The sequence below is a fragment of the Micromonospora sp. DSM 43699 genome (assembly GCF_055517075.1).
The window spans coordinates 24,597-48,758 of the sequence record NZ_JBTMMT010000033.1; the positions used below are offsets into that span (position 1 = coordinate 24,597).

Annotated in this window: 5 protein-coding genes; 1 reads left to right on the forward strand and 4 read right to left on the reverse strand. The window is 75.0% G+C overall.

Features of this window, described 5'->3' with window-relative positions:
• Window positions 1-11: 11 nt before the first annotated feature.
• Window positions 12-5,552, reverse strand: a complete 5,541-nt coding sequence (locus AC0AIB_RS17495) for a type I polyketide synthase (RefSeq protein WP_465097076.1) — start codon at window positions 5,550-5,552, stop codon at window positions 12-14.
• Between the two features lie 275 nt (window positions 5,553-5,827).
• Here AC0AIB_RS17495 and AC0AIB_RS17500 point away from each other — a divergent pair, with 275 nt between their 5' ends.
• On the forward strand, window positions 5,828-6,586 hold the full coding sequence (locus AC0AIB_RS17500; RefSeq protein ID WP_328348256.1) for a thioesterase II family protein: 759 nt from the start codon (window positions 5,828-5,830) through the stop codon (window positions 6,584-6,586).
• A 70-nt stretch (window positions 6,587-6,656) separates the two neighbouring features.
• On the opposite strand, the gene AC0AIB_RS17505 is transcribed toward AC0AIB_RS17500, so the two are convergent.
• The 3 genes from AC0AIB_RS17505 to AC0AIB_RS17515 are packed head-to-tail and all read right to left on the reverse strand — an operon-like array spanning window position 6,657 to window position 24,009.
• Entirely contained in the window at window positions 6,657-7,544 is an 888-nt protein-coding gene (locus AC0AIB_RS17505; RefSeq protein ID WP_328348258.1) for an SAM-dependent methyltransferase, read from the reverse strand.
• A 27-nt stretch (window positions 7,545-7,571) separates the two neighbouring features.
• Window positions 7,572-9,191, reverse strand: a complete 1,620-nt coding sequence (mhpA, locus tag AC0AIB_RS17510; RefSeq protein ID WP_328348260.1) for a bifunctional 3-(3-hydroxy-phenyl)propionate/3-hydroxycinnamic acid hydroxylase MhpA — start codon at window positions 9,189-9,191, stop codon at window positions 7,572-7,574.
• Between the two features lie 34 nt (window positions 9,192-9,225).
• Window positions 9,226-24,009, reverse strand: a complete 14,784-nt coding sequence (locus tag AC0AIB_RS17515) for an SDR family NAD(P)-dependent oxidoreductase (protein WP_465097077.1) — start codon at window positions 24,007-24,009, stop codon at window positions 9,226-9,228.
• Window positions 24,010-24,162 lie beyond the last annotated feature (153 nt).

Below are 24,162 nucleotides of genomic sequence, written 5' to 3' on the forward strand. Positions count from 1 at the left end.
CGGTTCGACGGTCAGGAACGACCGAACCTGCTGTCGATGAAGTCGAAGATCTCGTCGTCGCTGGCGTCGTCGAGGGACGGGGCGGCCGAGTCGGTGTCTCCGACCTCGCCCTCCCAACGGGTGAGCAGCGTCCTGAGCCGCGCGGTCACCGCCGTGCGGGTCTCCTCGTCGGCGGTCAGCTCGGCCAGGGCCCCCGCCGGGGTCGCGGCGAACACCGCCTCCAGCCGGTCCAGCTCGTCGAGGAGGGTCGGCACGGATCGGGCGGGGCCGAACTGCGCCATCAGGTGCCCGGTCAACGCCTCCGGAGTGGGATGGTCGAAGACCAGGGTGGCCGGCAGGGGCACACCGGCCAGGCTGGTGAGCCGGTTGCGCAGTTCCACGGCGGTCAGCGAGTCGAAGCCGAGTTCGGTGAAGGACTGCCCGGTGCCGACGGCGGCCGATGAGGCGTACCCGAGCACCTCGGCCACCTGGCCGGTGACCATTTCCTCGACCAGCCGGCGTCGCTCCTTGTCGGAGGCTGCGGCGATCCGGTCGCGGAACCCGCCGGCCGGCGCGGCCGACCCGGCGGCGCTGCGCCGCACGCGTACGCCGGCCAGGCCGCGCAGCGGCGCCGGGAGGTGCTCGACCGTGTCCATGGTCCGCAGCCCGGCCAGGTCGAGGCGGACGGGCAGCAGCAGCGCTTGCGGGCTGCGCCGGCTGGCGTCGAAGAGGGCGAGGGCCTGGTCGGTGCCGAGCGGGACGAAACCCTGGCGCGCCATCCGTTCCCGGCTGCCGGTGCCCAGGTCCCGGGTCATCCCGCTGCCCTCCTCCCACAGCCCCCACGCCAGGGAGGTCGCGGCGAGCCCGGCGGCGTGCCGGTGGTGGGCCAGACCGTCGAGGAAGGCATTGGCCGCCGCGTAGTTGCCCTGCCCCGGGCCACCGAGCGGGCCGGCGATCGAGGAGAAGAGCACGAACATCGGCAGGTCCAGGTGCCGGGTGAGGTCGTGCAGGTGCCAGGCGGCGTCCGCCTTGGGACGGAGCACGGCGGCGGCCCGCTCCGGGGTCAGCGCGGTGACCACCGCGTCGTCGAGGGTGCCGGCGGCGTGCACCACCCCGGTGAGCGGGTGCTCGGCGGGGACGGCGGCGAGCAGCGCGGCGACCGCGTCCCGCTCGGCCACGTCGGCGGCGACGAGGCGGACCTGCGCGCCGAGGCGGGCGAGGTCGGCGAGGAGGTCGGCCGCGCCGGGGGCCTCGTGGCCGCGCCGGCCGACGAGGAGCAGGTGCCGGACCTTGTGCGCGGTGACCAGGTGACGGGCGATGATGCCGCCGAGGGTGCCGGTGGCACCGGTGACCAGCACCGTGCCGTCCGGCAGCAGGTCGGTGGTGTCAGTCGGGTAGGCGTCGGCCTGGGTGAGCCTGGGTACGAGCAGTTGCCCGTCACGGACGGCGAGTTGGGGCTCGTCGCTGGCCAGGGCACGGCCGAGCAGGTCGGCGTCGACCCCACCGTCGAGGTCGGCCAGCACGAACCGGCCGGGGTGCTCCAGTTGCGCCGTGCGCACCAGACCCCAGACGGTGGCACCGGCCAGGTCGGTCACCTCTGCGCTCGGGCCGGCCGGGACCGCGCCCCGGGTGAGCACGACGAGCCGCCGATCGGCGAACCGGTCGTCGGCCAGCCACTCCTGCACGGCGGCCAGGACCTCGGCGAGCCGGGTGTGGGCCGAGGCGAGGGGATCGCCGGACGGGGTGTCCTCGACGGGGAGCAGCACCAGTCGGGAATCCTGCCGGCCGGCATCGATGTCGTCGACGAGCGCGGGAAGTCCACCGGCCAGCGACGAGCCAGCGAGTCCGGCGGCGGCGTGGAGCGCCACGATCCCCGACGCCGGCCGGGACGGCAGCGTCAGCGGCGACCACCGCACGTCGAAGAGCGGCAGCCCGGCCGATCCGGTGGAGTCGAGCTGGCCGGCGCCGACGGGCCGGGAGAGCAGCGAGCCGATCCGGGCGACGGGGGCACCGGCACCGTCGGCGAGGGTCAGCGAGACCGCCGAACCTGTCCGGGTGACGCGTACCCGGAGGTGGGTCGCGCCGACGGCGGCGAGTGTGACGCCGGACCAGGCGAACGGGAGGCGGGCCCCGGACGCGTCGGCGTCGACCTCGTCGGTGAGGCCGACGACGTGCAGCGCCGCGTCCAGCAGGGCCGGGTGGAGGGTGAACCCGCCGGTGCCGGTGCCGTCGGGCAGGGCGACCTCCGCGAAGACCTCGTCGCCGGTACGCCACACGGCGCGCAGCCCCCGGAAGGTGGGACCGTGATCCACCCCGAGGCGGTGCAGCTGCTCGTAGATCGGGTCGACCGGCAGGGCGGCGGCATCGGCCGGTGGCCACTCGGTGAGCGGTTCCGGCGCGTCGGGGGTGCCGGGGGCGAGGACGCCCTCGGCGTGCCGGGTCCAGTCGCCGCGCGGGTCGTCCGCCTGACGGGAGTGGATGGTGACCCGGCGGCGGCCGTGCTCGTCGGGGGCGGCGAGGTGGAGTTGCACCGTACGGGCGCCCTGCTCGGGCAGGACGACCGGGGCGGCGAGGGTCAGTTCCTCCAGCGTGTCGCAGGCGGCCTGCGCCCCCGCGTGCAGCGCCATCTCCACCAGTGCCGAGCCCGGTACGACGACCGAGCCCCACACCACGTGGTCGGCGAGCCAGGGCTGGGTCTGCACGGACAGCCGCCCGCCGTGGATCCGGACGTCGTCGGCGGCGGTGACGAGTTCGGCGTCGAGCAGGACGTGTTCCGTACCGCGCACCCCGAGTCCGGAGGCGTCGGCACCGGACGGCCCGGCGTTGAGCCAGTAACGCTGTCGCTGGAAGGCGTAGGTAGGCAGGTCGACAGTGCGCGGCTGGCCGCCGGTATGGGTGAACCAGCCCGCCCAGTCCACCGCAGTGCCGGTCACGTGCAGTCGAGCCAGGGCGGTGACCAGAGCCGTCGTCTCCGACTGGTCCCGGCGCAGCACGGGAACCAGATGCACCGCCCGGTCGGCCGGAATGTCGGCGGCCATCGCCGTCAACGTCGCATCCGGACCCACCTCCAGAACCGTGGTCACACCCAGCCCATACAACGTGGCGACCCCGTCGGCGAACCGCACCGCCTCACGAACATGCCGCACCCAATAATCCGGACCCGCGATCTCCACCGGATCCGCCACCCCACCGGTCAGATTCGACACCACCGGCAACCTCGGCGCACACCAGGCCAGACCCGCAATCGCGGCCCGGAACTCCTCAAGCATCGGCTCCATCAACCGCGAATGAAACCCATGACTCACCAACAACCGCTTCACCCGCCAACCCCGCCCAACACACCACCCCGCCACCCGATCCAAATCCTCCACCAGACCCGACAACACCACCGACGCCGGACCATTCACCGCCGCCACATCCACACCACCACCAACCAACTCACGCACCTCGGCCTCAGAAGCACCCACCGCCAACATCCCCCCACCAACCGGCAACGCCTCCATCAAAGAACCCCGCGCCGCCACCAACACACACGCATCCTCCAACGACAACACCCCCGCCACCCACGCCGCCGTCACCTCACCGATCGAATGCCCGGCCACAAAGTCGCCGGTCACACCCCACGACGACAACAACTCATACAACGCCACCTCCACCGCGAACAACCCCGCCTGCGTGAACACCGTCTGATCCGCCAAACCCGCCAGATCAGACCCCGGCTCGGCGAACACCACCTCCCGCAACGAACACGGAAGCCGACCCTCGAACAACCCACACACCCGATCGAACACATCCGCGAACACCGGAAACCGATCGTAGAGTTCCCGACCCATGCCGGGCCGCTGCGCACCCTGACCCGTGAACACCAACCCCAGACGACCAGACACGGCCTGCCCGACCACCAGCGTGCCGGCCCACTCGGCAGCACCACCGGCCAACGCCTCCAACCCCGCACACAGGTCACCGCCGGTCGCACCCAACACCACCGCCCGATGCTCCAACGCCGCCCGAGTCGTCACCAACGACCAACCCACATCCACCGGCGACAACCCGGCCCGCTCCCGGACGAAACCGGCCAACCGACCCGCCTGACCGACCAGAGCCTCCACCGACCGCCCCGACACCAACCACGGCACCACCGGCAGGTCCACCTCGACCGCCGCCTGCGATACATCCACGTCGGCCGGCAGGGGTTCGGGCTGCTCGATGATCACGTGCGCGTTCGTGCCGGAGATACCGAACGACGACACCGCCGCCCGACGCGGCCGACCCACCACCGGCCACGGCATCGCCTCCGTCGCCAACACCACCCCACCCACCGACCAGTCCACCCTCGACGACGGCACATCCACATGCAACGACGGAGGAACAACACCATGCCGCATCGCCAACACCATCTTGATCACACCCGCCACACCCGCCGCCGCCTGCGTATGACCGATATTCGACTTCACCGAACCGAGCAACAACGGCTCATCCCGCCCCTGCCCGTACGTCGCCAACAACGCCTGCGCCTCGATCGGATCACCAAGAGTCGTACCCGTACCGTGCGCCTCCACCACATCCACGTCCGCCGCGCCCAGACGGGCATTCGCGAGAGCCTGCCGGATCACCCGCTGCTGCGACGGACCGTTCGGCGCCGTCAACCCGTTCGACGCACCATCCTGATTCACCGCACTACCCCGCACCACGGCGAGGATTCGACGGCCGAGCCGCTGGGCGTCGGAGAGGCGTTCGACGAGAAGGACGCCGACCCCCTCGGCGAGGGAGGTGCCATCGGCGGCGTCGGCGAAGGCGCGGCACCGGCCGGTGCGGGAGAGGTTCCCCTGGCGGGTGAAGTCGACGAAGACCGCCGGGGTGGGCATCACGGAGACGCCGCCGGCCAGGGCCAGGTCGCACTCCCCCGACCGCAACGACTGCACCGCCAGATGCAACGCCACAAGCGACGACGAACACGCCGTGTCCACGGTGACCGCCGGCCCCTCGAACCCGAAGGTGTAGGCGACCCGGCCGGAGCTGAGGCTGCCGGCGTTGCCGAGGCCGAGGTAGTCGACGACGCCGTCGGGCACGTCGGTGGCACCGGCCGCGTAGTCGCCGTGGGTGAGGCCGGCGAAGACACCGACCGGACCGCCCCTCAACGCGGTCGGGTCAACCCCGGCGGACTCGAACGCCTCCCAGGAGACCTCCAGCAGCAGCCGCTGCTGCGGGTCCATGGCCAGGGCCTCACGGGGCGAGATGCCGAAGAAGCGGGGGTCGAAGTGGCCGGCGTCGTGGAGGAAGCCGCCCTCCCGGACGGAGGAGGTGCCGGGGCGTTCCCCGGTCGGGTCATAGAGATCGTCGAGGTCCCAGCCCCGGTCGGCGGGGAAACCGGCGACGGCGTCCCCGGACGCGGCGACGAGTTCCCACAGCGCCTCGGGCGAGGTGACGCCGCCGGGGAACCGGCACGCCATCCCGACGATGGCGATCGGCTGCCGGGCCTCGTCCTCGACGTCACGGAGCCGTTGCCTGGTCCGCCTCAGGTCGGTGGTGACCCGCTTCAGATACTCCCGGAGCTTCTCTTCGGTGTCCATCAACCTGACCCATCGCAGTGGCCGGCGGAGACCTGACGCGGTTGACGGTGCGCATGCGCGAATTCTCAGGCCAGTTCGGTTCCACGTCCTTGAGTACACGTCACCCGAGAGCCACGGGTCCCCCTCTGCGGGGAAGCTATGGCGTCGTATGACCTGCGACAACCCCTAACCGGTACGGCCGGTCCGCTAGGGGTGGCCCACCTCCGGCGGCGCGGATAGCGTCCGGTGGAGTGGCCGGGTCGCCCGGGCCCCATCGCTGGGAAGGACCGCGCAGAGATATGACCGAGCACGACAACGGCCTGTGGGTACGCCGGTTCCACCCGGCTCCGGCCGGTACGCCCCGGCTGGTGTGCCTGCCGCACGCCGGCGGGTCCGCGAGCTTCTACTTCCCGGTCTCCCGGGCGCTGTCGCCGGCCGTGGAGGTCCTCAGCATCCAGTACCCGGGGCGGCAGGACCGCCGCCACGAGCCGTGCGTCGACAACATCCCGGAGCTGGCCCGGCAGGTCTTCCGGGTGCTGCGGCCCTGGATCGACGAGCCGTTGGCGATCTTCGGACACAGCATGGGCGCGAGCCTCGGCTTCGAGGTGGCGCGGCTGATGGAGGCGGAGACCGGCAGGCCGGTTACGCGCCTGTTCGCGTCGGGACGACGGGCGCCGTCCTGCCACCGGGACGAGACGGTGCACCTGCTCGACGACGAGGGCCTGCTCGCCGACGTGGAGAAGCTGAGCGGCACGAACGTGGCGACGCTCGGCGACCCCGACATGCTCCGGGCCGCGCTGCCGGCCATCCGCAACGACTACCGGGCGGCGGAGAAGTACGAATACACCCCCGGGCCGAAGCTGTCCTGCCCGGTGACGGTGTTCACCGGCGACGACGACCCGAAGACCACTGTCGACGAGGCCAGGGTGTGGCAGGAGCACACCACCGGGCCGTTCGACATGCACGTCTTCCCCGGCGGGCACTTCTTCCTGACCCCGCACCAGCCGGCGATCCTGCGTACCCTCTCGGCGACGCTGACCCGGACGGCGGTCGGCTGACCGGAGCTGCCCCGACGCACGTCGTGGCCCTCACCACCGGGTGTCCCCGGACGGTGAGGGCCACGTCGTGTCACGGCTTGTGGGCGACGGCGATGACGTAGTCGAGCAGGGCGATCTCCTTCTTGATCAGGTTCTCGTCGCGCCAGTGGTTCGCCATCCCCTTGACGGCGCTGCGCTCGGCGGCGGCCTGGAACGCCGGGTCGTCGGGCCGGGCGGCCTGGAACCGTCGCCATCCTTCCCAGGTGCGGTCCTGGATCGACTGCACGTCAGGATTGACGAACCCGGCCGCGGTGAGCTGCTCGGCGTAGACACTCCGGTCGTGCCAGTTCTCGTCCGGGATGCTGAACTTGACGAAGCTCAGCGGCCCGGAGCTGATGGACATCCGGGGGGTCCCGCCGTTGAGCGGGATGATGTCGGCGGTGGCGAGGGTGCCGCCGGGCTTGAGCACCCGGAACGCCTCGGCGAAGAAGGCGCTGCGCGGATAGAAGTGGAAGGCCGACTCGAGCGCGACGACCCGGTCGAAGGTGTCGTCCGGGAAGGGCAACTCGGTGGCGGTGCCGAGCTGGAAGTCGGTCTGCCCGGTCAGGCCCTCGCGCCGGGCACGGTCACGTGCGTGCTCGACGTGCCGGGGGGTGACGTTGATCCCGTGCACCTTCGCCACCCGGCGGTCGCGCAGCCAGGCGAAGTCCTGGTCACCGTAGCCGAAGCCGACGTCGAGGAGGGTGTCGTCGGGCTTGAACCCGGCGGCGTCGGCGAGTTTCCCGGCCAGCGCCTCGCCGGCCACGTCCAGGCTGGTCACGCCCTCCTCCCAGTAGCCGACGTTCATGTACCGGCTGCTGCGGGCGGCGAACTCCACGTCCGGGGACTGGATCTCGTAGAAGCGGCGGACCCGGGTCACCGGATCCTTGGTGGCCAGGGTGCGGATCACCCGGCCGAGGGTGCGGAGGTTCTCCAACATGTCTGCTCCTTCAGCAGCGGGGAATGGTCAGGGGTGCAGGGCCCGAGCGGAGACCTGGCGACGCAGGTCGTCCACGAGGGCGGCCGGGCCGGCCGGGCCGGCCGCCACGCCGAAGACGTAGAAGTCGGGTCGGACCAGCACGGCGTCGGCGTTCGCGTCGGCCAGCCAGGCCAGGTGGACGCCGTCGAGGTCGACGACGTCGATCGGCGCGGTGGGGTCGTCGACGGCGGGGGTGCCGCCGCCGGGGGCGGAAGGGGTGGTGTCGGTGTGGTCGGCGGTGCGCACGGTGACCCGGTGGGCACCGAGGGTGTGAAGGAACGCGGTGGCGTCCGGGTCGAGCGTGGCCGGACCTCGGGTGAGCAGGACGAATCCGGTGCCGACCACCTCGTCGAAGCGTCCGGTCCGGCCGCCGACGGCCACCCGACCCTGCACGGCGGGGGCGCCGGCGAAGGGGGCGGGGCTGCCGTCCGGGTTGCGGTGCAGTACGCCGTCGACGATCGCCTCACGCAGCGAGCGGGCGTGCCGCTGCTGGGTACGCCGACGCAGCGCGGCCAGCATCACCGCGTCCCGACCGGCGGCCTTCTTCTGGTCCGTCTCGCAGATCACGGTGCCGGAGTCGATGGACATCCGGATGGCGTGCTGCACGTGGGCCCGTCGCTCCGTCTCGTACGTGTCGAGCAGGGACTCGTCGGCGACGCCCCGGTGCACCAGGTCCAGCTTCCAGGCGAGGTTGACCACGGCCCGGAAGCCGGAGCTCATGCCCTGGCCGAGGAAGGGGGGCATGACGTGGGCGGCGTCGCCGGCCAGGAACACCCGCCCGGAGCGCCAGGTGTCGGCGTAGCAGGCCTGGGTGGTGTAGACGCCGTAGCGGTCCAGCCGGGCGGTGTCCGGGGTGATGTCGAACAGACCCAGCAGCCGCCAGGCGCTCGCCTCGCTGCGGAACTCCTCCAGGCTCTCCCCCGGCACCCGCATGAACTCCCACCGGCGGTGGTCGGGGCCCGCGGAGACGGCGGTGCGCGGCCGGGCCGGGTCGCAGATCTGGAGGTTGTTGGGCTTGAACTCGTGCGGCTCGTTGAGCACCACGTCGCAGACCAGCCAGTCGTAGCCGAAGCCCAGGTCGGTGACTGTGGTGCCGAGCCAGCGGCGGACGAAGCTGTTCGCGCCGTCGCAGCCGAGCACCCAGGAGGCGGTGAAGGTGTGCTCCGCGCCGTCGCCGTCGACGGCGGTCACGTCGACCCGGTCGCCGTGGTCGGTCAGGTCGGTGACCTCCAGCCCTCGGTGCACCTCGACACCGGGCAGGGCCCGCCCCCGTTCGGCGAGGCGGTCCTCCAGACCCGGCTGGTAGAAGGAGATGGAGTCCGGCCAGCCGGTGGGGCCGTCCTCGGCCACCTTGGCGTGCAGCAGCGTCCGGCCGAACCCGTTCTTCCAGGTGTACTCGCCGGACAGCTCGGTGACGGCGTCGAGGCGGTCGCCGAGGCCGCAGGCGGCGAGGATCCGGCTGGCCTCGCCGTCGTAGGACACCGCACGGGGCATGCTGTACGGGGTCGGCCACTTCTCCACCACGCGCACGGTGAATCCGCGCTGGGCGAGCAGGATCGCCGCCACCTGGCCCACCGGGCCGTAGCCCACGATCAGTACGTCGGTCATCGCCGTTCCTCGTGTGTCCGCGTCGGGCCGGGCATCAGAGCCCGAGTTCCGTGTCGATCAGGCTGAAGATCTCGTCGTCACTGGCCTGGTCGAGGTCCAGGTCGTGGTCGGTGGTGGAGGCGCCGCGCATGGTCCGCCACTTGGCGACCAGCACCTCCAGCCGGGCCGTGACCTGGATGTGCAGGTCGGCCCCGACTGTCGTCTCGACGAGGGTGCGTTCCAGGTTCTCCAGCTCGGTGAGGATGGCCGCGGTGGCCTCCGCGTCGTCGGGGACGAGCCGGGAGCGCAGGAACGCGGCGAGCGCTGTGGGTTCCGGGTAGTCGAAGACCGCCGTCGCCGGCAGTCGCTCGCCGGTCACCTCGGTCAGCCGGTTACGCAGCTCCACGGCGGTCAGCGAGTCGAAGCCGATCTCGTTGAACGCCTGCTCCGGCCGGATCGCGTCGGGGCTGGCGTGGCCGAGCACCGCCGCCGCCTCGGCCCGGACCAGGTCGAGCAGGAACGCGGACCGCTGGGTCGCGGTGAGCGCGCGCAACCGTCCGGCGAGGTCCTGACCACCGGCGACCGCCGTGGCCCGGGAACGGGGTCGCTCCCGCCGCACCAGGCCGCGCATCAGCGCCGGCACCACGGCCCGGCCGGCGAGGGCGGTCACGTCGACCCGGGTGGGCACCAGGTGTTCCTCGTCGGTGGCCAGACCGGCGTCGAACAGGGCCATGCCGAGGTCGGTGGGGATGGCCAGCTGACCGTCCCGGGCGGTGATCCGGGGGTCGGTGCGGTCCAGCCCTCCGGTCATCGCGCTGGCCTGCTCCCACAGCCCCCACGCGTACGACTGGGCGGGCAGGCCGGCGCCGCGCCGGTGCCGGGCCAGGGCGTCCAGGTACGCGTTGGCGGCGGCGTAGTTGCCCTGCCCGGGCACACCGAAGACACCGGCGCCGGAGGAGAAGAGCACGAACCCGGCGAGGTCGAGGTGGCGGGTCAGCTCGTCGAGGTGCCGGGCGGCGTCCACCTTGGGTCGGAAGACGGTGTCGATCCGGTCGGGGGTGAGCGCGGTGACCACCCCGTCGTCGAGCACCCCGGCGGCGTGCACCACGGCGGTGAGTGGGTGCGCGTCGGGCACCCCGGCGACGAGTCGGGCGACCTCGGTCCGGTCGGCGACGTCGGCGGTGGCCACGCTGACCGTGGCGCCGAGGGCGGTCAGCTCGCCGGTCAGCTCGGCCACGCCTGGGGCATCCGGGCCACTACGGCTGGCCAGCAACAGGTGCCGCACCCCGTGCCCGGTGACCAGGCGGCGGGCGACCAGCCCACCGAGCAGGCCGGTGCCACCGGTGAGCAGCACGGTGCCGTCCGGGTCCCACCTGGCGGGCATGGTGAGCACCACCTTGCCGACGTGTCGGGCCTGGCTGACGTACCGGAACGCGTCGGGGGCCTGGCGGACGTCCCAGGCGCTGACCGGCAGCGGACGCAGGGTGCCGTCGGTGAAGAGGGCCATCAGGGTGATCAGCATCCGCTGGATCTCGTCGGGATGCACAGTGGTCAGGTCGTACGCCTGGTAGGCGACGCCGGGGTGGTCGACGGCGACCCGGCCCGGATCGCGCAGGTCGGCCTTGCCCATCTCCAGGAACCGCCCGCCGCGCGGCAGCAGCCGCAGCGACGCGTCGACGAACTCGCGGGCCAGGGCGTCGAGCACCACGTCGACTCCGCGTCCGCCGGTGGCGGCGCGGAACTGCGCCTCGAAGTCGAGCGTGCGGGACGAGGCGAGGTGGTCCCCGGGGATGCCCATGGCCCGCAGCGCCGGCCACTTGCCGGGGCTGGCGGTGGCGTAGACGTCGGCGCCGAGGTGGGTGGCGATCTGGACGGCGGCCATGCCCACGCCACCGGCGGCGGCGTGCACGAGCACGGATTCGCCGGCCCGCAGCCCGGCCAGGTCGACCAGACCCCGGTACGCGGTGAGGAAGACCACCGGCACGGACGCGGCCTGGGCGAAGGTCCACCCGTCGGGCATCGGGGCCAGCAGCCGGCGGTCGGTGACCGCGACCGGTCCGAAGCAGCCGAGGAAGACCCCGAGCACCCGGTCACCGGGGCGCAGGTCGGTCACGGCCGCCCCGACCTCGGTGACCACGCCGGCAGCCTCGCCACCGGGCGGGCCGGGGTCGCCTGGGTAGAGGCCGCGCGCGTTGAGCACGTCCCGGAAGTTCAGTCCGGCGGCGCGGACCCGGACGCGCACCTCCCCCGGACCGAGCGGGACGTCGGCCGCGTCGGTGGGCACCAGCGTCAGCTGTTCCAGGCTCCCCCGGGTCGGCACGTCGAGCCGCCACGCCGGGGCGGCCGGCGGGGTGAGTGTGGCCGCGTCGGCGCGGCGGGCCAGGCGCGGGGCGTACGGGGTGCCGTCCCGCCACGCCACCTGCGGCTCGCCGGTGGCGAGCACGGCGGCGAGCTGCCCGGCGTCCGGTGTGACGTCGGAGTCGAGCAGGACGAACCGGTCGGGGTGCTCGGACTGGGCGGAGCGGACCAGCCCCCAGGCGGTGGCCGCGTCCGGGTCGTCGACCTCGGCGGGACCGTGTACGCCGACGGCGCCCCGGGTGAGCAGGACCAGCGGGATGCCCACCCAGCGGGCGTCGGCGAGCCATGCCTGCACCGACGCGAGGGCCTCGGCGGCGACGAGCCGGGCCCGGTCGCCGGTCGCAGCGACGGCGGTGGCGCGCCGGCCGCCCGCCGTCGGCTCGGGCCAGCCCGGCGCGGCGAGCACGACGTCCGGCGTGGGTGCCCCGGCGTCGACCGACCGGGCGAGCGCGGCCGGGTCGGCGTGGTACGGGAACCCGCCGACGGACCGGCCGAGCGCGACCACCCGGGCCGGGGTGACGGGTTCGGGCACGGCCAGCGGCTGCCAGCCGAGCCGGAACAGCGCGTCGTCGACGGCCGCGTCCCGCGCGCCCAGTTCGGCGCGGGAGATGGGACGCATGGTCAGCGAGGCGACCTCGGCCACCGGGGCACCGGCCGCGTCGACGGCGGCCAGGGTGAAGGCGTGCGCGGCCACCCGGCGCAGCCGGACCCGCAGCGTGCCGGCCCCGGCGACGTGCAGGGTGACCCCGTTCCAGGCGAACGGCAGCAGTATGCGGTCGGCTCCGGCGTCGGCGAGTCCGCCGAAGTGCGCGGCGTGCAGCGCGGCGTCGAGCAGCGCGGGGTGCAGGCCGTACCGGTCGGCGTCGACGCGCGGACCGGCGGGCAGTTCCACCTCGGCGTGGACCTCGTCGCCGGTGGTCCAGACCGCCCGCAGACCCTGGAACGCCGGTCCGTACGCGTAGCCGTCGTCGGCCAGGCGGGCGTAGAAGCCGGTCAGGTCGACCGGGCGGGCGTCGCGCGGGGGCCAGGCGGGGAACTCCGGCGACGGCGTGCTCTCCCCGGCGGAGAGGGTGGCGGTGGCGTGCCGGGTCCACGGTGCCCCGGCCGGGCCGTCGGCGGGACGGGAGTGCAGGGTCACCGGGCGGCGGCCGTCCTCGCCGGGCGGGCCGACGGCCACCTGCACCTGGTTCGCCCCGTCGGCCGTGAGGGCGAGCGGGGCCTCGATGACCAGCTCGTCGAGGGTGGGGCAGCCGACCTCGTCACCGGCGCGCAGGCACAGCTCGACCAGGCCGGTACCGGGCACCAGCACCGTCCCGCCGACCGTGTGGTCGGCCAGCCACGGCTGGTCGGCGACGCAGAGCCGGCCGGTGAACAGGTGGCCGCGCGCCTCGGCCAGCGGCACGGACGCGCCGAGCATCGGGTGGTCGGCGGCGGCCAGGCCGACCGCGCCGACGTCGCCGCGTCCGGTCACCGGCCGGGGCCAGTAGCGGCGGTGGGCGAAGGCGTACGTGGGCAGGTCCACCCGCCGCCCGCCGGCCAGGGCCGGACGCCAGTCGACCGGGACGCCGCGCACGTGCAACTGGGCCAGGGAGAGCAGGAAGCGGTCCAGGCCGCCCTGGTCACGCTGGACCGACCCGACCGTCACCGCCCCGACATCGCCCTCGTCGTCGGAGAGGATCGGTTCGATGCCGACGGTGAGCACCGGGTGCGGGCTGCACTCGACGTACGTGTCGTGGCCCTCGGCGGCCAGCGCGCGGACCGCCCGCTCCAGCTCGACCGGCTGGCGCAGGTTGCGGTACCAGTACCCGGGGTCCATCTCCGGGCCGTCGAGCCAGCGCAGGTCGGTGGTGGAGTACAGCGGTACGGCGGCCGGGCCGGGCGTGATCCCCGCCAGTGCCCCGGCCAACTCGTCGCGGATCCGCTCCACCTGGGCGGAGTGGGAGGCGTAGTCGACCGCGATCCGGCGGACCCGGACCTGCTCGGCGGCGAGTTCGGCGAGGAGGTCCTCGACGGCCGTCTCCTCGCCGGAGACCACCACGGCGGCCGGACCGTTGACGGCGGCCACGGCGACCCGGTCGCCGAAGCGGCCGATCCGTTCCCGGACCACGTCGGCGGCGAGCGCCACCGAGGCCATCGCCCCCTGCCCGGCCAGCGTGCGGAGGGCGCGGCTGCGCAGCGCCACCACCCGGGCGGCGTCGGGCAGGGAGAGCACCCCGGCGACGCACGCGGCGGCGATCTCGCCCTGCGAGTGGCCGACCACGGCGGCGGGTTGGACGCCGTACGAGCGCCACAGCTCGGCCAGGGAGACCATCACCGCGAACAGGACGGGCTGCACCACGTCGACCCGCTCCAGGCCGGGCGCGCCGGGAACCCGACGCAGCACGTCCAGCAGGGACCAGTCCAGGTGCGGCCGCAGCGCGGCGTCGCAGGCGGACAGTCGCTCGGCGAAGACGGGGGCCTGGTCCAGCAGGTCCAGGGCCATGCCGTCCCACTGGGAGCCCTGCCCGGGGAAGACGAACACGCACCGGCGGTCCGGGCCGGCGTCGCCGCGCACCAGTTCGGGCGCGGAGCGGCCGTCGGCGAGCGCGTCGAGCACGGCGGCGATCCGGTCGGGATCGGTGCCGACGAGCACCGCCCGGGTGTCGAAGGTGGCCCGGGTGGTGGCGAGCGACCAGGCCATGTCGAGCGGACGCTGGTCGGGCCGCCCGGCGAGGTGGGCGCGCAGCCGCCGGGCCTGGCCAGCCAGTGCCTCGGGGGTACGCGCGGAGAGCAGCCACGGCAGGGCCGGCGCGTCGCGGGGCAGGTCGACGGCCGGCGGGTCGGCGGGTGCCCCGGCGGCCGGCACGTCGGCGGGTGCCCCGGCGGCCGGCTCGGTCCCGGGCACCGCCTCGACGATGACGTGCGCGTTGGTGCCGCTGATGCCGAACGAGGAGACGCCGGCCCGCGCCGGCCGGTCGGTACGGGGCCAGGGGCGGGTCTCGGTGAGCAGGTCGACCGACCCGGCGGCCCAGTCGACGCGGGAGGTGCGCTGTTCGGCGTGCAGGGTACGGGGCAGCAGGCCGTGCCGCATGGCGAGGACGACCTTCAGCACCCCGGCGACACCGGCGGCGGCCTGGGTGTGCCCGAGGTTGGACTTCACCGAGCCGAGCAGCAGGGGCGGGACGTCGGCCGGGCGCTGCCCGTACGTGGCGAGGATCGCCTCGGCTTCGATCGGGTCGCCGAGCGGGGTGCCGGTGCCGTGCGCCTCGACCACGTCCACGTCGGCCGGGGTGAGCCCGGCGGCGCCGAGCGCGGCCCGGATGACGCGTTCCTGGGAGGGCCCGTTCGGGGCGGTGAGCCCGTTGGACGCGCCGTCGGAGTTGACCGCCGTGCCGCGCACCAGGGCGAGCACGGGGTGGCCCCGCCGCCGGGCGTCGGAGAGCCGCTCCACGACGAGCATCCCGACGCCCTCGGACATGCCGAACCCGTCGCCGGACTCGGCGAACGCCTTGCACCGACCGTCGGCGGCGAGGCCGCGCTGACGGCTGAACCCGGTCAGACCGGCCGGAGTGGACAGCACCGACACACCACCGGCCAGCGCCAGGTCGCAGTCCCCCTGCCGCAGGGCCTGCACCGCCAGGTGCAGCGCCACCAGCGACGACGAACACGCCGTGTCCACGGTCACCGCCGGGCCCTCCAGCCCGAGCGCGTACGCCACCCGCCCGGAGAGGACGCTGCCGGCGGTGCCGGTGAGCAGATGTCCTTCGTCGGCGATGGTCTCCCCGTCGTCGGAGGAGACTCCGGGGGCGATGTGGTCGGCGTAGTCCTGGCCGTGGGTGCCGGCGAAGACGCCGGTGCGGCTGCCGCGCAGTGTGCCGGGATCGATGGCGGCGTGTTCCAGGGCCTCCCAGGAGGCCTCCAGCAGCAGCCGGTGCTGCGGATCCATGGCGAGGGCCTCGCGGGGGCTGATGCCGAAGAACGCGGCGTCGAAGTCGGCGACGCCGGTGAGGAAGCCACCGGCGCGCACGTACGTCCGGCCGGGGGTGCCGGGGACGGGGTCGTACAGTTCGCCCAGCGGCCAGCCCCGGTCGGTAGGTAGGTCACCGACGACGTCGTCACCGGCGTCGAGCAGCCGCCACAGTTCCTCCGGGGAGCCGATGCCGCCGGGGAACCGGCAGGCCATGGCGACGATCGCCACCGGCTCGTCGAGGGCGACGGTGGTGGCGTCGGCGACCTCGGTGGCCGCGGTGCCGAGCAGCCGGGCGTGCAGGTGCGCGGCGAGCAGTTCCGGGGTGGGGTGGTTGAACACCGCGTGCGGGGCGAGCCGGACCCCGGTGACGGCGGAGAGCCGGTTGCTCAGCTCCACCGCCGTCAGCGAGTCGAAGCCGAGTTCCTTGAACGGGCGGTTCGGCTCGACGGCGGTGGGGTCGGTGTGCCCGATGACGGTGGCGCACCGGCTGCGGACCAGGTCCAGCAGCAGGGCGGCCCGTTCGGGCTCGGCGAGGCCGGCGAGGCGGTCGGCGAACCCGGCACCGGTGCGCGGGGCGGGGTCGGCGTTGACCGCCCGGCGGGGCGGCGGGGGCAGCAGCGCCCAGAGCAGGGCGGGCACCTCCCCTGAGGCGCGCACGGCGGCCAGGTCCAACCCGATCGGCACCAGGGTCGCCCGGTCGGCGGCCAGGGCGTCGTCGAAGAGGGCCAGGCCGGCGGCGGTGTCGAGCGGACGGGTGCCGCCACGGGCGAGGCGGGCCAGGTCGGCGGCGCCGAGGCGGCCGGCCATGCCGTCCTGCTCGGCCCAGAGTCCCCAGGCCAGCGCGGTGCCCGGCCGTCCGTGGGCGCGCCGGTGCGCGGCGAGCGCGTCGAGGAACGCGTTGCCGGCGGCGTAGTTGCCCTGGCCGGGACTGCCGAACACCGCCGAGGCGGAGGAGAAGAGCACGAACGCGGCGAGGTCGAGGCCGGCGGTCAGCTCGTGCAGGTGCCACGCGCCGTGCACCTTGGCCCGCAGGGCGTTGGACCACCGGACCGGGTCGAGGTCGGTCAGCAGCGCGTCGTCGGTGACGCCGGCGGCGTGCACGACGGCGACGAGCCGGTCCGCCAGCGGGGTGAGGACCGTTTCGAGGGCCGCGCGGTCGGCGACGTCGACGGCGACCACCCGTACGCTCACCCCGGTCTCGGCGAGCGCGTCCGTCCAGGGGGCCGGCCGACCGGTCCGGCTGAGCAGGACCAGTTCGGTGACGCCGTGCGCGGTGGCGAGGTGGGTGGCGACGTGCCGGCCGACACCACCGGTGCCACCGGTGACCAGCACCGTCCCGCCGGCGAGCATCGGCGGCGGGGTGCCGGGGTCGGGGTCGGCGGGGCGCAGCCGGGGCACCAGGGCCCGGCCGGCGCGCACGGCCACCTCCTGCTCGTCGACGGCGGCGGCCAGCGCCGCCCGGACGGTGGCGTCGTCGGTGGCGTCGAGACTGAGCAGCAGGAACCGGCCGGGGTGTTCGGCGCGGGCGACCCGGAGCAGCCCCACTACCGGCGCGTGCACCGGGTCGCCGTCACGGACCGCCACCGCGAGCCGGGTGGTCTCGGCGCGCGGGTCGTCGAGCCAGCTCCGGAGGACGCCGAGCAGTTCGAGGCCGACGGCGTGGGCCCGGTCGGGCACCGACACGTCGGGGCCGCCGTCGCCGACACGGAGCACGAGCAACGGGGGCAGCGGTCCGGTCGGCGGGGTGCCGTCGGCGACGGTCCACGTGGGGACCGGCGTCGCCGGGGTCGCGGCCGGCAGCCAGTCGACCGTGTACAGGCCGGCGGGGTCGGTGTCGGCGGCCGGGGCCGCCACGTCGGCGGGCGGCACCGCCACCTCACGCAGGACGACGCGTTCCACGTCGAGCACCGGGGCCCCGGCGTCGTCGACGGCGCTGAGCGTCACCGCGTCGGCCCCGGCGCGGCCGAGGCTGACCCGCAGCGCGTGCGCGCCGGTGGCGTGCCGGCGGACACCCGTCCAGTCGGTGGTCACCGTCCGCCGGCCGTCGCCGGGGTGCGGGGCGAAGCCGGCGAGCGGGAGCAGGCGCAGGGCGGCGTCGAGCACCTGCGGGTGCACCCCGTACCGCTCGGCGTCGGCGTCGGCGGTGTCCTCGGGCAGGCGCACGTCGACGAGCAGCCGGTCCCCCGCGACCCAGGCGGCCCGGGCCAGGTCACCGGCGAGCATGCGGTGTGCGTCGACGGTCAGGTCCACCGGTCGGGCCCCGGCGGGCGGCCACGACGACCCGGCCGCGGTCGGGACGGCGGTCGGGTCGGCCGGGACGAGCAACGCCTCGGCCACCTCCCGCCAGGACTGGCCGGGTCCGCCGCGCACGTGGCAGCGGGCGGTACGGTGCCCGTCGGAGTCAGGGCCGGCGACCTCGACCTGCACGTCGACGGTCAGGTCGGCCGGGAACGGGACCGGCTCGGGTACGTGCAGCCGCGCCACGGTGGGCACGCCGAGCTGCTCGCCGAGATGGGTCAGCACGTCCAGCAGTGCGGTGGCGGGCAGCAACGGTGCGCCCTCGGCGGTGGTCGGACCGGGCTGGCCGGCGGTGACCCGGCCGGTGCCGACCACCTGGCCGGTGCCGGCGACCGGCAGCACGCCGTCGAGGAGCGGGTGTCCGGCGTCGACGAGGCGGCCGGAGCCGGGACCGTCGGAGGGCAGCCAGTAGTGCCGGCGCTGGAAGGCGTAGGTGGGCAGGTCGACCCGGCCGTGCGGGCCCGGGCCGGTGACCGCGGCCCGGTCCACCCCCACGCCGCGTACGTGCAGTCGGGCGACGGCGGTGAGCAGCGCCTCCGGTTCCGGTGTACCGGTGCGCAGGGTGGGGACGAACGCCAACTGGTCGCCGGCGTCGGCGAGGCAGTCCTGGGCCGTGGCGGTGAGCACCCCGGCCGGTCCGACCTCGAGGAACGTGGTGACGCCGTGCCGGTGCAGGGCGCGCACCCCGTCGAGGAAGCGGACGGTGCCCCGGACGTGGTCGACCCAGTAGTCGGCGGAGCAGAGCCGCGCCGGGTCGACCAGCTCGCCGGTCAGGTTCGACACCACCGGCAGGCGGGGGGCGCGGTAGGTCAGGCCGGCGGCCACCTCGCGGAACGCGTCGAGCATCGGCTCCATGCGCGGCGAGTGGAAGGCGTGCGACACCCGCAGCCGGCTGGTCCGGCGGCCGGCGGCGCGCAGGGTCGCCGCGACGGCCAGTACGGCGTCGGTGTCCCCGGAGAGCACCACGCTGGTGGGGCCGTTGACGGCGGCCAGACCGACCCGTTCGGTGAGGTGGGCGGCCACCTCGTCCTCGGCCGCCTCGACGGCGACCATCGCACCCCCGGTGGGGAGCTGCTGCATGAGCCGGGCCCGCGAGGCGACCAGGGCGGCCGCGTCGACGAGCGGGAACACCCCGGCCACATGGGCGGCGGCCAGTTCACCGACGGAGTGGCCGAGCAGCAGGTCGGGACGGACGCCCCAGGACTCGACGAGCCGGTACAGCGCCACCTCGACGGCGAACAGCGCCGGCTGGGTGTAGAGAGTCTGGTCGAGCAGGGCGGCGCGCTCGTCCCCGTCGGGGGCGCAGACCACGTCGGCGACCGGGTGCGGGGCCTCCCCCGCCAGGTGCCTGTCGAGTTCGGTGCAGGCGGCGTCGAACGCCTCGGCGAAGACGGGGTACGCGGCGCGCAGCCCGGCGCCCATCCCGGGCCGCTGGCCGCCCTGACCGCCGAAGAGCACGGCGAGCAGCCCGTCGTCGACCCGGCCGGTGAGGACGGTGGGCAGGTCGGCGTCCCCCCGGGTGAGCGCGGTCAGCCCGGTCCGGGCCCCGGCCGGGTCGGAGACCAGCAGGACGGCCCGGTGGTCCAGCGCGGCCCGGGTGGTGGCCAGGGCGTGCGCGACGTCGCCCGGGTCGGCGTCCGCCCCGGGGCCGTCGCACCAACCGAGCAGGCGGGCGGCCTGGTCCCGCAGGCCCTCCCGACTGGCGGCGGAGAGCAGCCAGGGCACTGTCGTCCCGGTGCGGACCCCGGCCGGCTGCGGCGCGGCGGGGTCGGGCCGGGTGTCCGGGGCGGCGGGTTCGGGGGCCTCGACGATGACGTGGGCGTTCGTGCCGCTGATGCCGAACGACGAGACGCCGGCCCGGCGGGGTCGGTCGACCGCCGGCCACGGGCGGGCCTCGGTGAGCAGTTCCACCGCCCCGGCCGTCCAGTCCACCTCGGCGGTCGGCGCGTCCACGTGCAGGGTGCGGGGCAGCGTCCCGTGCCGCATCGCGAGGACCATCTTCATCACCCCGGCCGCCCCGGCGGCGGCCTGGGTGTGCCCGAGGTTGGACTTCAGCGAGCCGAGCAGCAGCGGCCGGTCGGCGGGACGGTCCTGCCCGTACGCGGCGAGCAGCGCCTGTGCCTCGATCGGGTCGCCGAGGCGGGTGCCGGTGCCGTGCGCCTCGACGGCGTCCACGTCGGCCGGGCGCAGGCCGGCGGCGGTCAGCGCCCGCCGGATCACCCGTTCCTGGGCGGGTCCGTTGGGCGCGGTGAGCCCGTTGGACGCGCCGTCGGAGTTTACCGCCGTCGCCCGCAGCACGGCGAGGACCGGGTGCCCGTTGCGTCGGGCGTCGGAGAGCCGTTCCAGCAGCAGGACGGCCACGCCCTCGGACCAGCCGGTGCCGTCGGCGGCCTCGGCGAACGCCTTGCACCGCCCGTCCGGGGCGAGACCGCGCTGGCGGCTGAACTCGACGAACGCCTGCGGGGTGCCCATCACCGCCACCCCGCCGGCCACGGCGAGGGAGCAGTCCCCGGCGCGCAGCGCCTGCGCGGCGAGGTGCAGTGCCACCAGCGAGGACGAGCAGGCGGTGTCGACTGTCACCGCCGGGCCCTCCAGCCCGAGCGTGTACGCGACGCGGCCGGAGACGACACTGCCGGCGGTGCCGACGCCCAGGTAGCCCTCGACGCCGGGCGGTGCCTGGCGCAGGTTAGCGGCGTAGTCATGGTGCATGACGCCGGTGAAGACCCCGGTGGCGCTGCCCCGCAGCGTGGTCGGGTCGATGCCCGCGCGCTCGAACAGCTCCCACGAGCTCTCCAGCAGCAGCCGCTGCTGGGGGTCCATGGCCAGCGCCTCGCGGGGACTGATCGCGAACAGGGTGGCGTCGAAGTCGGCCGCGTCGGCGAGGAAGCCCCCGACCCGCGCGTACGAGGTGCCCGGCTGGTCCGGGTCGTCGGAGAAGAGGTGGGCGAGGTCCCAGCCCCGGTCGGTGGGGAACCCGGTCAGTCCCTCCCGGCCCTGTTCGAGCAGCTCCCACAGTTCCTCGGGCGCGGTGACGCCGCCCGGGAGCCGGCAGGCCATGGCGACGATCGCCACCGGCTCGTCGGTGGATGACGGCGGGGCCGCCTCGTTCGCGGCCACCGGGGCGGCGCCGCGTAGCCGGGCGGCCAGGTGCCGGGCGAGCGCCTCCGGCGTCGGGTGGTCGAAGGCGGCCGTGGCCGAGAGCCGGGCCCCGGTCTCCCGGGCCAGCCGGTCGCGCAGGGCGACCGCGCCGACCGAGGTGAACCCGAGTTCCTTGAAGGCCCGCCCGGGGCGGACCGCCGCCGGACCGGGCATTCCGGCGACCTCGGCGGTGGCTGTCCGGACCAGGTCAAGCAGGAGCCGGTCGCCCTCGGCGGCGGTCAGCACGGCCAGCCGGCGGCGCAGCGCGCCGGCCGCGGCGACGGTGTCGCCCGCCGGCCGGCTGGGTTCCCGCCAGGCGGCATGGTCGGCGGCGGGCCGGGCGAGCAGGACGAGGTCGGCACCGTCGTGGGCGATGTCGAAGGCGTCGAGGTCGCGGCGGAGGTCCACGACCGCCGGGGTGGGGCCCCGGGTGACGGTGCCGGCCAGCCGGGCGGGGAGCCCGGCCGCGCGCCGTCGGGCGAGCAGGGCGTGCAGGGCGCCGACGACGGCGGCTGCCCGGTGGCCGCCGGCCGTCCCGAGCAGCGGCTCGGTCGGCACGAGCACGGTGAAGGCGGTGACGTCGGCGTGCCGGGTCCGCCGGTGCAGCCCTTCGGCGAGGGCGAGCAGCCGCCCCGCCTGGTCGTCGGCGTCGTCGTCGGGGCGGTCCCGACCCGGACGGGCGTCCGGGTCGGCGACGTCGGCGGTGAGGTCGTCGCCGGTGAGGCAGAGAACGGCCGCCCCGATCTCCTCGTCCCCGAGCGACGCGGCAGGGTCGGCGACGGGCCCGGGAGCCAGCGGGGTGGCCTCGGCGCCGGCGGCGGTGAGCTCCGCCGCCAGGGCGGCCAGGGCGGGGGCGTCCGCCGGGCCGGTGGGGAGCAGTCGCAGCCGCCGGACGCCGTGGGCGGTGACCAGGTGCCGGGCCAGCGCCGCCCCGAGTGGGGTGCCCGCGCCGGCCAGCACGACCGGTTCGGCGAGGGTGGCCGCGCGCCCCGAGGCCGGGACGGGTACCGGTCCGAGGTGCGCGTGGCGGACCTCACCGGACCGCAGGGCGACCTGGGCGGCACCCGTGGCCACGGCCACCGGCAGCAGGGCGGCCGGGTGGGCGTCGGTGTCCCGGTCGACCAGCACGATCCGGCCCGGATGAGCGGCCTGCAGACCCCGGGCCACCGTCCAGGTCGCGACGGCTGTCGGGGCGAGGTCGGGGTCGTCGGCCCGGTCCGGGGTGGAGGCGTCCACCGCCCCGCTGGTCAGCAGCACCAGCCGGGTGCGGGTGTAACAGTCGTCGGAGAGCCAGTCGCCCAGCCGGTCGGCGAGTGCCACCGGGTCCGCGTCCGCCGACCCGACCGGCAGGACCACCACGTCCGGCACCTGCTCGCTGTCGCGCAGGGCGGCCAGGTCGGGATGGAACCGGAGGCGGTCCGGGTCCGCCGCCGCGTCGAGCGCGTCGTCGGTGCCGACGACAGCCCAGTTCCGGTCCGGCACCGGCACGCCGGCCAGGTCCAGGGGAGTCCAGCCGATCCGGACCAGTTCGTCGTGGTGACTGCCGTTGACCGCGCGGAGCCGGGCCGGCTGGTCGGGCAGCAGCCGACGGGTGACCTTGCCGGAGGCCGTGCGCGGCACGGCAGCGATCTCGTACAGCTCCTGCGGGACCTTGTGATAGGCCAGCCGTTCGCGGCAGGCGGCCAGGGCGGCCCGGGGCGCGAAGCCCTCCGGTCCGGCGACGACGTACGCCACCGGTACGTCGCCGAGCACCTCGTGCGGCCGACCGGTGACCGCGACGTCGGCGACGCCGGGGACGGTGCGCAGCACCTCCTCCACCTCGGCCGGGTGGATCTTCTCGCCACCCCGGATGATCAGCTCCCGGTGCCGGCCGGTGACGAAGAGGTTGCCGGCGTCGTCCCGGCGCGCCAGGTCACCTGTGCGGTACCAGCCGTCGCGCAGCACCGCGTCGGTGTCGGTGGGCCGGCCGTGGTAGCCGAGCATGACGCTCGGTCCCCGTACCCACACCTCGCCCTCCACCCCGGCGGGGACGTCCCGGCCGGTCTCGGGGTCGACCAGCCGGACGTCGACGCCGGGCACCGGACGCCCGCAGGACCCCTCGACCCGGGGTTCGTCCGGGCGGGTGACGGCGATCGAGCCGCAGGTCTCGGTGCTGCCGTACGCGTCGAGCAGCGGCGCGTCGAAGACCTCCTCGAACGCCCGACGCAGCGGGCCGGTGGTGATCGCACCGCCGACCAGGCACACGCGCAGTGCGGGGGCCCGGAAACCGGTGTCCCGGGCGGCGGCGACCAGGTGGTGGTACATGGCCGGCACCCCGGCCAGCACCGTGGCCTCGTCCTGCTCGACCGCGCGCAGGACGTCCTCGGCGGAGAACCCGTCGACGAGCCGGGCGGTCGCGCCGACCGCGGTCACGCTGAGCACGCAGCCGATGTGGGAGAGGCTGTGGAACAGCGGCAACGGCCAGACCACCCGGTCCTCGGAGGTCAGACCGGGGATCGGCACGTAGCAGGAGGCGACGGACCAGAGGCAGGTGCGCTGGGTGGAGAGCACGCCCTTGGGCCGGCCGGTGGTGCCCGAGGTGTAGAGCATCCAGGCGACCTCGTCGAGGCCGAGGTCGTCGCGGGCGTCCACGGCCGGCTCGGCGTCGGCACGTTCGGACCAGGCGGCGACGCCGTCGGGGAACGGACCGGTGCCGGTGACCCACACCCGCAGGTCGGGGCGGTCCCGGCGCAGCCGGAGCAGCTGGTCGAGGTGCTGCGGGTCGGTGACCACCAGTACCGCGCCGGAGTCGTCCAGCAGGTGGGCCAGCTCGGCGTCCGTGCTGCGCGGGTTCACCGGTACGCCGACCGCCGCCGCGCGCGTGACGGCCAGCCACGTCTCCACGGTCTCCACCCGGTTGCCCAGGCAGAAGGCGACCCGGTCGCCCCGGGCCACCCCGGTCGCGGCCAGGTGCCCGGCCAGGCGGCGGGTCCGCTCGGCGAGCGCGGCGTAGCCGACCGACCGGTACTCGTCGCGGAACGCGACCCTGTCCCCCAGCCGGGCGGCGTGGGCCCTCAGCAAGTCGGGCAACGGCTGGATCAGGTCGCTCCGAAGCATGTCGCCACATCCGTCCCTCGCCGTAACGGCCCAAGTCTTCCCAGCGACCTTCCGGTGACCTACCCCTGTCACCCCCTAAAGTCGTCCCCAGATCCCCAGGTGGAGGCGATGACCAGGGGCGTCGTGAGCCGATGATGGGGTGGCCCGGGGGCC

Bases quoted from the DNA above. Each gene is read 5' to 3' on its own strand.
- mhpA (WP_328348260.1), bottom strand. From the start codon at position 9,191: ATGACCGACGTACTGATCGTGGGCTACGGCCCGGTGGGCCAGGTGGCG.
- AC0AIB_RS17500 (WP_328348256.1), top strand. From the start codon at position 5,828: ATGACCGAGCACGACAACGGCCTGTGGGTACGCCGGTTCCACCCGGCT.
- AC0AIB_RS17515 (WP_465097077.1), bottom strand. From the start codon at position 24,009: ATGCTTCGGAGCGACCTGATCCAGCCGTTGCCCGACTTGCTGAGGGCC.
- AC0AIB_RS17505 (WP_328348258.1), bottom strand. From the start codon at position 7,544: ATGTTGGAGAACCTCCGCACCCTCGGCCGGGTGATCCGCACCCTGGCC.